At 42.5% G+C, this 15,495-nt stretch carries 14 protein-coding genes and 1 tRNA gene; 7 read left to right on the top strand and 8 right to left on the bottom strand.

The window, feature by feature from the left end; genetic code table 11:
- Positions 1 to 3: 3 nt before the first annotated feature.
- Positions 4 to 1,506, top strand: coding sequence for a RagB/SusD family nutrient uptake outer membrane protein (locus tag AB6735_RS01290; RefSeq protein WP_370994002.1), 1,503 nt, complete (start codon positions 4 to 6; stop codon positions 1,504 to 1,506).
- Positions 1,507 to 1,614: 108 nt separating this feature from the next.
- Here the strand turns inward: AB6735_RS01290 and abc-f are convergent, their stop codons facing one another.
- The 3 genes from abc-f to AB6735_RS01275 all read right to left on the bottom strand — a co-directional run bounded on the left by abc-f (position 1,615) and on the right by AB6735_RS01275 (position 5,043).
- Positions 1,615 to 3,540 (bottom strand): ribosomal protection-like ABC-F family protein, encoded by a 1,926-nt coding sequence (abc-f, locus tag AB6735_RS01285; RefSeq protein ID WP_370994001.1) that lies wholly within the window; start codon positions 3,538 to 3,540, stop codon positions 1,615 to 1,617.
- Positions 3,541 to 3,732: 192 nt separating this feature from the next.
- A complete protein-coding gene (locus AB6735_RS01280) occupies positions 3,733 to 4,521 on the bottom strand; it encodes an SGNH/GDSL hydrolase family protein (protein WP_370993999.1) in 789 nt (262 codons plus the stop codon).
- A 141-nt stretch (positions 4,522 to 4,662) separates the two neighbouring features.
- The gene (locus tag AB6735_RS01275; protein ID WP_370993998.1) at positions 4,663 to 5,043 is read right to left on the bottom strand and encodes a transposase; all 381 of its coding nucleotides are present in this window, start codon (positions 5,041 to 5,043) and stop codon (positions 4,663 to 4,665) included.
- 330 nt (positions 5,044 to 5,373) lie between these two features.
- Between AB6735_RS01275 and AB6735_RS01270 the strand changes: the two genes are divergently transcribed.
- Complete coding sequence (locus AB6735_RS01270) at positions 5,374 to 6,417, top strand: quinone-dependent dihydroorotate dehydrogenase (protein WP_370993997.1); 1,044 nt, start codon at positions 5,374 to 5,376, stop codon at positions 6,415 to 6,417.
- 327 nt (positions 6,418 to 6,744) lie between these two features.
- Here AB6735_RS01270 and AB6735_RS01265 read toward each other — a convergent pair whose 3' ends face one another.
- The 3 genes from AB6735_RS01265 to AB6735_RS01255 form a co-directional block, all read right to left on the bottom strand.
- On the bottom strand, positions 6,745 to 6,924 hold the full coding sequence (locus AB6735_RS01265; RefSeq protein ID WP_370993996.1) for a spore protein: 180 nt from the start codon (positions 6,922 to 6,924) through the stop codon (positions 6,745 to 6,747).
- Positions 6,925 to 6,956: 32 nt separating this feature from the next.
- Positions 6,957 to 7,027: transfer RNA gene (locus AB6735_RS01260), tRNA-Cys, on the bottom strand.
- 50 nt (positions 7,028 to 7,077) lie between these two features.
- A complete protein-coding gene (locus AB6735_RS01255; protein ID WP_370993995.1) occupies positions 7,078 to 7,827 on the bottom strand; it encodes a TrmH family RNA methyltransferase in 750 nt (249 codons plus the stop codon).
- On the opposite strand from AB6735_RS01255, the gene AB6735_RS01250 reads away from it, so the two are divergent.
- On the top strand, positions 7,818 to 10,190 hold the full coding sequence (locus tag AB6735_RS01250) for a BamA/TamA family outer membrane protein (RefSeq protein WP_370993994.1): 2,373 nt from the start codon (positions 7,818 to 7,820) through the stop codon (positions 10,188 to 10,190). The two genes, AB6735_RS01255 and AB6735_RS01250, sit on opposite strands and share 10 nt — an antisense overlap.
- 182 nt (positions 10,191 to 10,372) lie before the next feature.
- On the opposite strand, the gene AB6735_RS01245 is transcribed toward AB6735_RS01250, so the two are convergent.
- Complete coding sequence (locus AB6735_RS01245) at positions 10,373 to 10,906, bottom strand: hypothetical protein (protein ID WP_370993993.1); 534 nt, start codon at positions 10,904 to 10,906, stop codon at positions 10,373 to 10,375.
- A gap of 192 nt (positions 10,907 to 11,098) precedes the next feature.
- Here AB6735_RS01245 and AB6735_RS01240 point away from each other — a divergent pair, with 192 nt between their 5' ends.
- Positions 11,099 to 12,433, top strand: coding sequence for a DNA mismatch repair protein (locus tag AB6735_RS01240; protein WP_370993992.1), 1,335 nt, complete (start codon positions 11,099 to 11,101; stop codon positions 12,431 to 12,433).
- Between the two features lie 112 nt (positions 12,434 to 12,545).
- Positions 12,546 to 12,911, top strand: coding sequence for a hypothetical protein (locus AB6735_RS01235; RefSeq protein WP_370993991.1), 366 nt, complete (start codon positions 12,546 to 12,548; stop codon positions 12,909 to 12,911).
- Positions 12,912 to 12,976: 65 nt separating this feature from the next.
- Here AB6735_RS01235 and AB6735_RS01230 read toward each other — a convergent pair whose 3' ends face one another.
- On the bottom strand, positions 12,977 to 13,378 hold the full coding sequence (locus tag AB6735_RS01230) for a hypothetical protein (RefSeq protein WP_370993990.1): 402 nt from the start codon (positions 13,376 to 13,378) through the stop codon (positions 12,977 to 12,979).
- 135 nt (positions 13,379 to 13,513) lie between these two features.
- On the opposite strand from AB6735_RS01230, the gene purU reads away from it, so the two are divergent.
- Together purU and AB6735_RS01220 are read left to right on the top strand one after the other, a co-directional pair.
- A complete protein-coding gene (purU, locus tag AB6735_RS01225) occupies positions 13,514 to 14,338 on the top strand; it encodes a formyltetrahydrofolate deformylase (protein WP_370993989.1) in 825 nt (274 codons plus the stop codon).
- Positions 14,339 to 14,591: 253 nt separating this feature from the next.
- Positions 14,592 to 15,470 carry an endonuclease/exonuclease/phosphatase family protein gene (locus AB6735_RS01220; RefSeq protein ID WP_370993988.1) on the top strand — a complete coding sequence of 293 codons (879 nt, stop codon included), beginning with the start codon at positions 14,592 to 14,594 and terminating at the stop codon, positions 15,468 to 15,470.
- Positions 15,471 to 15,495 lie beyond the last annotated feature (25 nt).

Genomic DNA, 15,495 nt, shown 5'->3' with positions numbered 1-15,495 from the left:
ATCATGAAAACTATCATAAAAAAATACGGATTACTGGCCTTAGCAGTTGGTACGTTAGGAGTTACCGGTTGTAAGAAATTTTTAAATGAAACCGACAAGAGTAATTTTACCGTTGATAATTATTTTACCAAGCCTGAGCATGCCCGGAGTTCGGTAAATGCTATTTATGCCAGCTTGCGCGATCCCATGAGCAGCGGCTTTGGCGGCGGCGCCTGGACAATGACAGAATTTGCAACCGGCCAGGCCGCTACCGACCTGGGGCAGGCTGTGGATAGCTACTTTGTAAAAGATCTGCGCAATACCGCCGATAATGCCTACGGCCTGAGTTACTGGCAAAATTATTATAAAGGAATTGGCAATGCTAATTTGTCCATAGCCAAGATACCGGGCATAGCAATGGATGCAGCCGAATCCAAAAGGCTGTTAGGTGAAGCTCATTTTTTAAGGGCCTGGTATTATTTTACGCTGGTACAGTTGTTTGGCAATATCCCGCTGATCACCGAACCTGTTGATCTGCAATCACCACAGTTGCGACCTAAACAGGCAGCCCCGGAAGATGTTTATAAAGTGATAGTCGACGATTTGAAAACAGCTGAGGCTGCCGAATTACCCTGGACTGATGCCAGCGGGAAGGTAAGTTTAGGAGCGGTAAAATCGTTACTGGCTAAAGTATACCTCACCATGGCCGGTTTTCCCCTGCAAAAGGGCGCGGAGTATTATGATCTGGCATCCAAAAAAGCGGAAGAGGTATTGGATTCCAAACAATTTAAATTATTTACCACTTACGGTGATCTGCATAACCCGGCGAAGAAGAATGTGGAAGAGAACATTTTTATGATCCAGTATAAAACACAGATCATACCCGGAAACTGGCAGGAGTTGATCATTCCTTATAACAAAAACATCTCGGCATATTCCAGCGAAACCGGTGGAATCTACGCTACAGGGGCCTTTGTACAATCGTATGACCCTGCAGATCTGCGCGCCAAAGAAGGCCAGTTCTTTTTTACCAAATTCACCAACCAGGACGATAGAAGTAAGGTGGTTGACCTCGGTGGATATTTTATCTACAAGATATTTGATGTGGTTGCACAAACAAGTACCGCCAATAGCGATTTGAATTGGTCGCTTATCCGTTATGCTGATGTGCTGCTGATTTACGCGGAGGCTTCCAATGAAGTTAACGGCCCGGGTGCAAAAGCATATGACGCGGTTAACCAGATCAGGACAAGGGCAACTTTACCCAACCTCACCGGCTTATCAAAAGAACAGTTCCGGGAAGCCATTTGGCGCGAACGCTGGTACGAGCTATGCTTTGAAAACATTACCTGGTTTGATATGGCACGCCTTCGCAAAGCATTTAATTTGGATACCAAAGGCTTTGATAATTATGTTGGCCATAAGTTTTCATACGGCCCGGTTTTAACCGACAGAGAGCTTTTATTCCCGATACCAAGCAGGGAGTTACGGAATAACCCCAACCTGGTACCCACAAAGGGATACTAATTAGTGAGTAGTGAGTGGTGAGTAGTTAAGTAAGCCTTCCGAAGTTTTTAAACTTTGGAAGGCTTTTAAAAATATAATCTGATGTTCCCCCTTCAGGGGGTTAGGGGGTTACGCTTCCAGCTCGAGGATCTGCTCGGCCAGTGCTTCCCATTTTTGCTGAACCTGTTTTAGTTCGGCTTGTTTTTGGGAATAGTTCGCGTTGGTATCTTTTAATTTGTTGCTATCGGTATAAATTTTATCGTCGGCCAACTGGGCTTCCAGTTGCTTTACTGTTTTTTCCAGGTCGGCAATTTGTTCTTCCATTTTGGCCAGGTCCTGGTTTAGTTTTTTAAGCTGCTGATGTTTGTTTTCGCCTTGTGGTTGTTTAACCGGTTCAGGCTTTTTCTCTTCCTTTTTAGGCTGAGGCGCAGCCGGTATGGCTGTTTTAGGCTCCAGCTTGCGTTTAGCCGCCCACTCATCATATTCGGCATAAGTACCCGGGTAAATCTTGATCTTCTGATCTTCAATAAACCAGATCTTGTTGGCCACGTTATCCAGGAAATACCTGTCGTGCGATACCACAATGAACGTACCTTCATATTGTTCCAGCGCCTGGATCAGGATATTTACCGATTGCATATCCAGGTGGTTGGTAGGCTCATCCAGTACCAGGAAGTTGGCATCGGCAGTAAGCGCCTTGGCCAAAGCCACGCGTGATTTTTCACCACCCGATAATACCTTGATCTTTTTGAACACATCATCGCCGGTAAACAGGAACGAACCCAATATAGTACGCAGCTCTGTATCGGTATGTTTTGGGGCAAAAGCCTGTAACTCCTGCAATATCTGGTTTTCCAGGTGCAGGGATTCCAGCTGGTGCTGGGCAAAAAATGTAGTAGTTACATTATGCCCGGTAGTTACTTTACCTTGATAATCATGATCGGCAGAAGCAATAATGCGCAACAGTGTCGATTTACCTTTACCGTTGGCACCGATCAGGGCAATTTTATCGCCTTTTTCAATTACCGCCTCGCCGCCATTCAAAATATCAATGGCAGGGTATTTTTTAACGATATCCTCTAAAGTCACCACGTGACGGCCAGATTGCCTGGAGAAACGGAAGGCGAAGTTAACCGTTGGGTTATCATCATCCACATCATCCACACGTTCCATTTTATCCAGCATTTTGATACGCGACTGCGCCATTTTTGCTTTGGATGCTTTGGCACGGAAACGCTCGATCAAACGCTCTTCTTGTTTTATTTTTGATTGCTGGTTTTTGAACTCCCCACGCTGAATTTCTTCGCGCTGGGCTTTCTCCTCCAGGTAAAAAGTATAGTTACCCGCGTAAACAGTCAGTTTTCCTTTACGTGATTCTACCGTACGGTTGATCACCTTATCCAGGAACCACCTATCGTGCGATACGATGATGATAGCGCCGTTAAAAGCTTTCAGATAATCTTCCAGCCATTGGATAGATGGTAAGTCCAGGTGGTTAGTAGGCTCATCCAGTAGCAGGATGTCCGGGGCCTGCAATAATATTTTGGCCAGCATTACCCGCATGCGCCATCCACCCGAAAAGGTGTTGAGTTTACGTGCGCAATCGCTGTCGCTAAAGCCCAAACCGGCTAAAATTTCACGGGCCTTATATTCAATGTTATAACCATCAAGCAGCTCAAACTCATGTTGCTTATCGCTCAGCTTGTGTAAAAGATCTTCGGTATAGTCGGTTTCCAGCTTTTTAAGCAGGTTCTCGATCTCGTCATGCAGTTGGTTCTGGCGCTCAAAAGCCTCCATAGCCACATGCACAATAGTTTTATCAGATGAGTATGACAGCAAATCCTGGTTAAGGTAACCCATGGTAAGGTCCTTAGCCATTGATATGGTGCCCGATGTAGGTTTATAGTCGCCTACAATAATTTTCAGAAGGGTAGTTTTCCCGGTTCCATTGGCACCTATTAAACCAATTTTTTCACCGGGTTTTATATGCCAGTTGGCTTCATCGTAAAGGGCCCGCGCACCAATCTCAAACGTAAGGTTATTTATAGCAATCATTTGCGCGCAAAGATACGATTTTTGAGCTTAAAGCCGAAGGCCGAAAGCTTAAGGCTGAAAGAGTAATATCGAATAATGAATTTCGGATGATGAATGACGAAATAATGTTTGTTTCTTACGTCAATATTCGAAACTCAGCATTCATTATTCGATATGGAATCCTTTGTCCTTGTTCCTTAATCCCAAAATCTTTTATCCCACAACCGCTTTAAGCCATGTTTGTGCCATGAGTGCTTCGCCGGGTACACTGGGGTGGACACCGTCCATGCTCCAGTAAGGGGCAGGGGCTACTTCCAGTGCTTTATCAAACGCGGCCTGGTAGGGTACAAAAACGGTTCCGAATTCGGTAGCGATGTCACGCGCGGCTTTGCGGAACAAGTTAAATGTAGGGTACCATTTATCGTCGACCGCCCGTACACCTTTGGTGGCAAAGGGCTCGCAAATCACCAGTTTAATATCTGGCAGGGTTTGTTTGGTAAGGGTAAGCAGTTTTTTATAGTCGGTGATGTAAGTATCAATAGTGCCGGTATAACCGCCCGTAAGCGTATGCCAAAAATCGTTTACACCGATGTGGATGCTCAGGATGTTGGGTTTCAGGTCCAGGCAATCGCTGGTCCAGCGCTCGGCCAGTTGAAAAACCTTATTACCGCTGATGCCTTTATTGTATATCTGCAAATTTTTATCAGCATGATCAAGCAGTAGTTTTGATGCGGTTATTAAGGCATAGCCTGAGCCCAGTGCTTTTGTGTTATTAGGTTCTTTTACGTTACGATCGCGGCCCCAGTCGGTAATGGAATCACCCTGGAATAAGATCACGTCGCCGTTATTGAATTTTAATTTGGATGCGTTTTTTTCAGAGGCCAATGCTGCCGATACAATTTGCGGGATACCCACCGAGGCTATTGAACCCACGGCAGCGGTTTTCAAAAAATTACGACGGCCCTGTTTAAAAGTGTCTCTTAATCTTTCTCTGATCGTCATTTGGATTTGTTTTAGGAACTGAATTTTCGAAAATACAGATTTACCTTGTTTTTTTGAAATAAAAAAATGCTGCCGCGAGTTTAGCAAAGCGTAACTCGTGGTGTAGCATGGGTAAGCTTCCAGCTTACGAAACCAAAATAATCAGCTCATTAATACAATATCAATTAATCCTTTACCATCGGCATAATCTCTTGCACTGCTGTATAGATAATGTTCAGGCTCATCAACCCAACCCGCAATTACAGGATTGTTATGCAGGTAATCAAGTTTTTGATCTATTACCTCATTGCTCCATAATTCAATAGGATGATTTCCTTGCTGCCAGAATTGATAGCGTTCATTATTAGAGTTCGCTTTACCTTCCCGTTCAAAAAACCATAACATCCATTCGCGCCTGCTTTCCTGAATGTTTTCGTCGATGGCTTTTATAATGGCTTTTGAAGTGTGTCTTTTGATATCTCTTAAAATATCCTGCATCGGTTTGTCATTTGTACCGATGATGAGATGGATATGGTTGCTCATGATCACCCAGACATATAATTGAAGCCCTTTATGTGCGATGCAATATTTGAACTATCGATAATAATATCTTTATATTCTCCTCGGGTAAATACGTCGATCCATCTTATTACACTAAAAGTTACAAAATAAGGCCGTTCCTGATCGTGAAATTTGTAGTTGCTGCTCATTGGGGAGTTAAGATAGTAAAGTTGGTGTAAAGCTGGAAGCTTTACCATGCTATACCACGAGTTACGCTGCGCTAAACTCGCGGTAGCAACTTTCTGATCACCCTAAATCAAAAATCCTAAAATTCTGGTTTACACACATAAAGGAATGTGCTAACTTCGCGGCATGTATTTTTTATTAAAACCCATCCTGTTCCAGTTCGATCCCGAAAAAGTACATTATTTTGTAACCCGCAACTTAAAACGGTTCAACCGTTTTCCGGGTGGAGCTGCTTTGAGCAGGGCCATTTGGGATGTGAACAACCCGCGACTGGAAAGAGAGGTATTTGGCCTCCGGTTTAAAAACCCGGTAGGATTGGCAGCCGGTTTTGATAAAAATGCCGAACTCATGGGCGAAATGGCCAACATCGGTTTTGGTTTTGTGGAGATAGGTACCGTTACCCCGCTGCCACAGCCTGGCAACCCAAAAACACGGATGTTTCGCTTACCAGCAGATGGCGCGCTTATCAACCGTATGGGTTTTAACAACTTTGGTGTTGATGTTGCGGCCGAACGGATAGCCGCCTTCCGCAGAAACGCGAAAGATGCACAGAAAGACCTGATCATCGGCGGTAACATCGGCAAAAATAAGGTTACTCCTAACGAAGAAGCGGTTAATGATTATATCAAATGCTTTGACCGCCTGTTTGATGTGGTTGATTATTTTGTGGTGAACGTAAGTTCGCCCAATACACCAGGCTTGCGCGAACTGCAGGAAAAAGAGCCGCTGATGCACCTGCTCCATACGCTGCAGCAGCGCAATTCAAAAAACGGTATCAGCAGGCCAATTCTCCTTAAAATAGCTCCCGACCTCACCGATTCGCAGCTGGATGATATTGTTGATATTGTACAGCAAACTGGCATAGCGGGTATTATCGCTACCAATACAACTATTAGTCGCGAAAATTTAACTGCTGCCGAAGATTTAAAAAATGAAATGGGAGGTCTGAGTGGCAAACCATTAACCAAACGCTCAACCGAGGTGATCCGTTACCTGCATCAAAAATCAAATGGATCATTCCCCATCATTGGCGTAGGTGGCATCCACTCTGCAGATGACGCTATGGAGAAACTACAGGCCGGCGCATCGCTGGTGCAGCTGTATACTGGTTTTATTTATGAAGGGCCCGGATTGATAGGCAGGATCAATAAGAAGCTGCTAAACCGTTGATTTGTTTGATCGCGTTGATTTCGCTGATTTTTTTCTGAACCATGATTTTCACTAATTGATTATTTTTCAATGGTGCTCAAGAGGGGCTTCGCCGTTTTTAGGATTATTCGATTACCCCGATTTTCTTAAAAAATCAAAATAATCCCCAAATCCTAAAAATCATGGTTCTGACAAATAGCTGTTCTGACAAAAATCATCAGCGAAATCAACATAATCATTTTCATCAACGGTCAAATTTCCACCCATAAAAAAATCCCACCGGTTTCTGAAACCAGCAGGATTTTATAAGATCTTTTTGAGCACAGTTAAGCACTCAAACAGAAAAAATTATTTTGCAGCAGCTGCAGCTTTTGCTAAAACTTCGTTGTTTTTAGCAATCTGGCTGTGTTTTGACTCAGCAGAACGGCTTCCGTACTCCAGGTTGGTAGCCAGTTTCAAAAACTGAACTTCTAAACGTGAAGTGGTTTTGTTTTTTCTATCTTTTCTTTTTAAACGAGTAACGCCCATGGTGTTGATATTTTAAATTTTTTAAACCCTTGAGGTCGGGAGCGGATTCGAACCGCTGTAAAAGGTTTTGCAGACCTCTGCCTAGCCACTCGGCCACCCGACCATTTTTTAAGGACTGCAAAAATAGTAATTTATTTTTTGGAAAGCCAACATTTATTTCATTGAATTTCTTTTTATTTCAGAACAGAGTATGGCCGTTGCAATTGCCACGTTCAATGATTCGGCATTTCCGGCCTTGGGGATGGTTACGGCGCTGGTTATCAGTTGCTCAACCGGGGCGCTGATGCCGTTTCCCTCGTTACCCATCACCAGCAGGCCTTCGGCGCCAAAATTGGTGTTATACATATTGTGCCCGTTGAGCATAGCGCCGAATATGGGAAGCTTTATCTGCGGCAGCACACTTAAAAGATCAGCATAATGCACATTCACGCGCGCCAGCGAACCCATGGTAGCCTGTACTACTTTGGGATTATATACATCGACCGTGTCTTCCGAGCAGATAATATCCTGTATACCAAACCAATCGGCTGTACGGATGATGGTGCCCATATTGCCCGGATCCTGCACGTTATCCAGCACCAGCGAGAATTTTTTTTCGAGCGCTTTGTAATTTAATACCGGCCATATTGGTATCTTGACCAAACCAATTACCTCCTGCGGTGTTTTCAGGGAGCTGATTTTTTGGAGTTCATTTAATGAAATTTCCTGAAAGTTTATTTTTCGGGATAAATTCAGCAATTTTGGAGCAATTGCAGGGGTATGGTATATGGTATCAACCTGGTAAGCAGAGTTTATAAATTCTGTAACCGATTTGTAGCCCTCAACCATAAATAAACCATGTTCCCTGCGGAACTTTTTATGTTGTAAGGATGATAATAAACTGATTTGTGATTTTGAAAGCATATATAAACCCTGCTGTTTTCCGCCTTACAATATTAAGTATTTTGCTGCTCATTATCGGATCGGGCTGCAGCAGCACCCGTGGTTTAAAAAAAGACCAGATAATTGTACGCAAAATTACCATTAAAGGTATTGATAAGGAATTTGCCGAAACTGCTGTAAATTATGTAGATAAAGAACAGCAGCCCAATAACTGGCTCAATCTGCAATTTTATTATACTTTCAATAAAAACGGCAAACGCAATTTTGGCGAAACACCCTCTATCCTGGATAGTAACCTGGTGGAGTTTTCACGTGGCCAGATAGAAAAATATATCCGGAACCGCGGCTATCTGAAAGCTACGGTAAAGGACAGCATTTTGGTTAAAAAACAAAAAGCCGAATTGGTTTTTACCGCCCAGGAGGGGCCTATGTTTCGTGTAAGGAAGGTATCAGATAGTATTGCCGATAAAAAAGTTAAAACTTTATTTGATGCCAACCGAAATAAGATCTCCCATATTTCGCCGGGGGCGCGTTTTGATACCGATAGCTTGGCTCATGACAGGGATGAGCTTTACGCGCTGATGAAACGGAATGGCTACTTTGATTTTTACCGGCAATACGTGAGCTTCGATTACGACTCCACCTTTAATAATAGTGTGGTTGATGTTAAAATGATCGTTGATAATCCGCCGGGAAAAAAGGAACATCCTCTTTACTGGATCAATAATACGCTGGTTACCATTTCGCGGAGCAGCGGGCGCACAACAGGTAAAGCGGATACCATACAGGTTGATTCGCAGTTTAGGTTTGTTGATTTCTCTGGCCGTTTTAAGCCACGGGTGGTAAAAGATTATACCTTTCAGCACAAGAATGATCTTTACAATGCCGATAATCAAACCCTTACCACAGCCCGGCTTTCGGAATTAGGGGTGTTTCGTAACGTGCCCAACCCTACTTATGAAAAACTACCCGACAGTAGTCACCGGCTTAATACTAAAATTGATATCGTACCGCTCAAAAAAATGTCAGACCGGGTAGAGGGTGAGGTCCTCTTTAGTGGCGGCCGTTTTGGTTATAACATAGGTAATACCTTTACCAACCGTAACCTGTTTAAACAGGCCGCTATTTTACAGGTAAAATTAAACTGGAGTATTTTATTTGATAACGGGCGCAGCATCCAAAACCAGGAACTAAGAGCTGGGGTTAATCTTATTTACCCCCGTATTTTAACCCCATTTGGTTTTCCGTTGTTAGGTAAATTCGGTGTGCCTCATACTACCTTCTCCAGCAATTATTCGCTGTTTTACCAAAAAGGCATTGTGCGGCGCGAAAGCTTTATTAACTCCGTGAGCTACGATTTTTTTGAAACCGGTCGTAAGCAACATACCATTACACCTATCAGTATTGAATTTTCGCGGGGTATACTTGACCCGGTTGCCATGGATACCTTGATTAAACAAAACAGGCAATCCTATATAAAATTAATTGGGCGTACCACGTTTACAACAGGCAGCCAGTACACCTTTCAGTATAACGCCATTGAATTAAACTCTTATAAAAATTTTACCTATTTCCGTGGCAGTTTAGATATCGGGGGTAATTTTCTGAGCCTGGCAAGCAGCGTGTTTAATGCGCCGAGAGACGCGGATAATGAACGTAAAATTTTTGGTTATACTTTTTCGCAATATGCCAAAACCGAACTCGATCTGCGTATTTACAAAACACTGGGCGGGGAGCGTCAATTTATATTCCGCATAAACCCGGGTATTGGTATACCGTATGGTAACAGCAACCAGTTGATATTTGAAAAAAACTTTTATACCGGCGGCGCTAACGATATCCGTGCCTGGTTACCCCGTACCCTGGGGCCCGGACAGTTTAACCGCGGAACTTATTATGGAACCGATACTACCAATCGTGCAGGTTTAAAATACCTCGATCAGTTTGGCGAAATAAAAATAATAGGCAACGCCGAATACCGGTATACACTTGCTAATAACCTTTGGGGAGCCAAATTAAAAGGGGCCATATTTATGGATGCCGGTAACGTATGGCGCCTGGGTAAAAAGGCTGAAAACCCCGGCGGCGAATTCAGGTTTGATAACCTGCTGCAATCAACAGCTATTGGTATTGGTACAGGCCTGCGGTTCGATCTCGGTTTCTTTATATTCAGGCTCGATGCGGCATTTAAATTTAAAGATCCTCAGTTTAACGGCTCCGATCAATGGGTGCTGATCAAACACTTTGGCGAATTATTTAAATCGGGCGAATTTAAGGAAGCCTATTTAAAAGCCAATAAAACCAGCACCGACAGCAAGGGCAAAATCCAAGGCGACAGCTACAACTTTATGCAGCTAAACTTTGGTGTGGGACTACCGTTTTAATGAGTGAATTACTGAGTTAGTGAATTAATGAATTAGTAAGCCTGGATTATAAAGGCAGGCCTCTGCGCACGAGTCTTCGACAAGCTCAGACTGACAGGCCTTTATATTTTTAATGAGTGAATTATTGAATTCGTGATTTGAAGAAACAGCTTTAAGCTTTCTGCTTTCTGCCTTCAGCTCACCTAAAACATTCCCTTCAGTCCGTCAATAATACTCTCAAAAAAGGTAGGCATACTTAGGCCGTTGTGGTAGTTAAAATACAGGAATATACAGAGTATGATCACCGCTATAATTATAAACCGCTTAAACATATAAGCCAGCAACACCAGTGCCAGCGGAATGGCCACCAGGAAGATCCAGCTGATATGGAAGGGGCTTAATTTACTATCGTGCTTATAAATATAATAGAGTATGGCGTGTGTGCCACTGTCATTCATGTGTTTGGCATATAAAAAGCTGGAACGATCAAGCTTGTGGCGATAAAAAGCGGTCCCTTTTTCAAATTTCAATTGTTCCTGGAAACCGTTCATTACAAAGGTGAATACCCCATTAACATCTTCCTGTATCACACCTGCGGTATCGGTAGCAACCACCGCAACCTCATCAACAGCAAAGGGGTTTTCTTTTACAACAAAGTGGTTAATGGCGATGGATTTTGCAAAGCCAAAGCCCTGGGCGGCCATAAAAAGGCACACTAAAAGGAATAGTTTCTTCATTTTTTTAATTAGCCGGTTATGTTTACCGTATAAAAATGTACGCAATAAAAATAGTGTTTTAAAGCGGTCGGTTCAAGAAATATATGCTTGCAATTAATACCCTTGCAAATTTTAATTAAATAATACAGGCACAAAAAACTACAATTTTATTTTGGGCGTTGATGTTAAGCAACAACGCTTATCAACATTTATATGAATTTCGATATAGACAGACAAACACTAAATGATCTGGCCATATTTCAAAATAACAATTCCCGCCAATCGGTATGTGGTCTTTTCGGCCAAACAAATACCATTGGTGGTAATGAAATGTTGCTGGATATGTTCAACAAACCGCTCGTTGATCCTGTTCACATCAAGGAAAGAGTAGCAGTGTTTTTGTATATGGAGGAACACCATATTAAAATCAGCTTTAATAGAAACGATTATGATTTTGTTGAATTTTATTTAAGAAAGCATGATCAGGCCAACCTATTTTCAGGTATAACCGGGTTCCTGGAAAAAATTATATACGCGTTTAAGTTTAATAATAGTGATTATTATGTAATTAAAACCGGCATAGAAAGCGCACTGTTGATACTGGATAGCTTAATCAAATTTGCTGAGGCCCTACAGACCGATCTGCCTAAGCAACTACAAGAATTCCGCTGCACTATTTTAAGCACTTTCCAGCCGGCGGAATTTGCATGGCTAAAACAATTGATCAGGAAACCCAATCGCAACGTTGCGGACATGGCGAAAGCGGATCGCTTTTTCAGACAGATAGCGTATGAGCAAATGAAGACTTTGCTAAATGTTGCGTATCAGTTAGATGTTTATCAATCTGTAAGCCTGAGCGGTAAGGCCCTTGGTTTTACATTTCCGGTAGTTAATGAAAACAGCGCAAGGGGATTAACTATTGAAGGTTTATTCCATCCATTTATTGCTAATCCAATAAGTAACGACATCGAATTTAGTGCCGGCAAAAATGTTTGTTTTATTACCGGTACCAATATGGCCGGAAAATCATCCATGCTTAAAGCCATTGGAATTGCTATTTATTTATCTCAGATAGGCTTTCCTGTGCCTGCAAAACGTATGGTGACTTCCGCATTTAAAGGTTTAATTACCACCATAAACTTAGCCGACGATGTGGAACAAGGACATAGCCATTTTTATAAAGAAGTATTGCGGGTTAAGCACGTGGCCAAAAAGTTAAATGAGTCAAAAGATATGTTCGTGATTTTTGACGAACTATTCAGGGGGACAAATGTTAAAGATGCCTATGACGCTTCTTTGGCCATCATTGTTGCCTTTGCCGAAGTGAAAACCTGTTTTTTTGTAGTTTCTACACATATTGTTGAGGTTGCTCATGAGTTATCATCTATTAAAAATATTAATTTCAGATACATGGAAACTATTTTTGAAGATACCAACCCGGTAAACAGTTACAAATTAAAAGAGGGCATTACTGAAGAACGATTAGGCATGTGGATAGTGAAAAACGAAGGGATCCTGGAAATCATAAAAAGCGCTTTAAACTCTTAGCATGTCTTAGGCTCACGATGCCTCAATAATTTACAATGCCATTATACCAGCTTCATCACTAAAATAGCAAAATGTATTAGCTTAGCAGCCATTGCAAACACCGCTCAATAAAATGATCAAAGCATATAAACTATATACCGGGACCGACGGTAATTCGCACATACAAACGGGCAGTGTGGCTGAAGCTCAGTTTAACGAGGCCTCGGCAGTCCGGTTCCAGGAATCGCCGCCACATTCATTCTTCGATTGGCATAATGCGCCAACCAACCAATACGTGATCACCTTGTTAGGCACGCTGGAGTTTGAAACCCGAACCGGCGAAACTTTTATACTGAAACCCGGCGAAATACTGATAGCTACCGATACCACCGGCACGGCCCACAAATGGCGCCTGATCAATGATGAACCCTGGCGCCGTGTTTACGTAACATTTGAGCAGGAAAACCAGGTGAATTTTATACCGGATGTTGAGTCTTAAGTTCTAAGTCCGAAGTCTTCAGTCAAAAGAATCTCTTCTGTTCAACTTAAGGCTTCGGATTCAAGCTATTTTATCCTCACGTAAGTATTATTGTATCCATCGCTTATGGATATATCATAGAGGTAAAGGGTGTCATTTCTGATCAGTAAGGATTGGTCAAACCTATTGCCTGTTTTAAATACGTCGATAGTTGTGCCGCCATATTTATAATTCCTGATGATAGAGAATTTGCCTTGCATAGCCACCGTATCTTTTCTGTAAAAACGAAAAGTGCTATCGTCATTAAATTGGTAGCGTTGAGTAAAACCGGCGCTTTGCGGTGTTATAGTAAAACCACCTATACCACCTGTTGATTTAACCCAGCGCCATTGCCCCATGACGGAAGTTGACGTAGGAAGTTTGTCTTTTTTGCAGGAGCTCGCGCCGCATAGTGTAAGCGCTATAAGCATTAATAAAAATTGTTTCATACTGTAAGGTTTATATACTAATTACGATATGCGCCGGTTAAACGATACACCGGGCTGATTTTAAACCATATAATTGTTTGTATAAATGATACCTGTTTGTAAATTACGCGCAAATTCTTTTTGTACCCTAATACTATGATTATTGTTATTCAATGTAAAGACCAGGTTGGTTTGGTGGGTTCCATAGCTACCATATTGGCTCAACATCAGCTCAATATCGTTTCCATGCGCGAACATGTGGATAAAGCCGAAAATATTTTTTTTGTACGCCTGGAGGTAGAGGATGGAAACACCGATGGATTGGAGGATACATTGAAAGATATATTACCAGCAGGAGCTATTATATCGGTAAACCCTACCCCACATAAAAAAATAGTGGTGATGGTAACCAAAGAGTACCATTGCCTGGCTGATATACTCATCCGTAATTATTTTAAAACCCTGGGTGCAACGGTGCAATGTGTAATTGGTAACCATGCCACCCTGCAGAATATTTGCGAGCGCTTTGATATGCCCTTTTACCACCTGTCGCATGAGCAATATGGCCGGGAAGAGCTGGAGCAGCAAATGGCTGATGTGATACAGCAATATGCGCCGGATTACATTGTATTAGCCAAATTCATGCGTATCCTGTCGCCGGCGTTTGTGGCCCGGTTCCCGATGCGGATCATTAATATCCATCATTCGTTTTTGCCTGCATTTATTGGGGCCAACCCTTATAAGCAGGCCTTTGAACGTGGTGTGAAGTTGATAGGCGCTACAGCTCATTTTGTATCTAATGAGCTGGACGAAGGGCCTATCATTGCCCAGCAGATCATCCCGGTAAATCATTCGTTTACGGCCGCTACTATGGTAAAAGCCGGTCAGGAAATTGAAACAGCCGTTTTGGCCAATGCCCTTAAACTGGTTATTGAGGATCGTGTTTTTGTTTATGGGAATAAAACGGTTGTTTTTGGATAAGAAATTGATTATTATACTGAACTGCAAAACGGGATGTCATGGTGAGCCGTCGAACCATGACGGGCAGATCTCTGCGCACGCGTCTTCGACAAGCTCAGACGGACAGTCCTTTTTTCTGTTTTACAACCTGATTTGTCTGTGAGGTCCCGAAACAAATCCGGGATGACTTTGTGATTATTTATTTCGGTAATTAACGCCTGTTTAATAAGCAGACTGTATTTTTGCCAGTCTATAAACATCTGTTAAAACTATCATGAAAAAACTCCTGCTTCTTTTAATCCTGGCTATTGTTACCTGCACGGCCAGCTTTGCCCAGCAATTTACGGTGGCTACCTACAATATGCGTAATGATAACGCCAGTAATGACGATTCGCTACGCGGTAATGGCTGGAAACAACGCCTGCCAGTAATTGTAAAACTCATCCGGTTTCATGACTTTGATATATTTGGTACACAGGAATGCCTTATCCATCAGTTACAGAGCCTTAAAGCCAGTATGCCCAATTATGCTTACACCGGTATAGGCAGGGATGATGGCAAAACCGAAGGCGAGTTTTCGGCCATTTTTTATAAAACCACTAAGTTTAAACTGTTAGCTCACGGCGATTTTTGGCTGGCCCCCATTACTGATAAGCCAAACAAAGGCTGGGATGCCGCTTTGCCGCGCATTTGTTCATGGGGATCTTTCCAGGAGATCAAAACGGGTTATAAATTCTACTACTTTAACCTGCATATGGATCATATTGGTGTGGTTGCCCGCAGGGAGAGCGCTAAACTGGTTTTAACCAAGATCAAAGCCATTGCCGGTAAAGCCCCGGTTATATTTTCGGGCGATTTTAATGTCGATCAAACTTCTGATAGTTATGCGGTGATCAATACCTCGGGTACCTTAAAAGATGCTTATGAGCTATCGCCGATAAAATATGCGGAGAATGGTACATTCAATGATTTTAACGCCAATACCAAAACTACGGCACGCATCGACCATATATTTTTAACTAAGGATTTTACCGTAAAAAGGTATGGGATACTGACCGACAGTTATAGGGGAAAAGCAAAGGGGAGTGATAAATACGAGGCCAAACTTCCGTCTGACCATTTCCCGGTAATGATAGTGGTGGATCATAAATGACCCACCACACCAGAGATATAGTTGA

This window comes from Mucilaginibacter sp. RCC_168, from assembly GCF_041355315.1.
Taxonomy (GTDB): Bacteria; Bacteroidota; Bacteroidia; order Sphingobacteriales; family Sphingobacteriaceae; genus Mucilaginibacter.
Note: the sequence above shows the minus strand (reverse complement) of the source record. Positions and strands in the feature narration are given on the sequence as shown.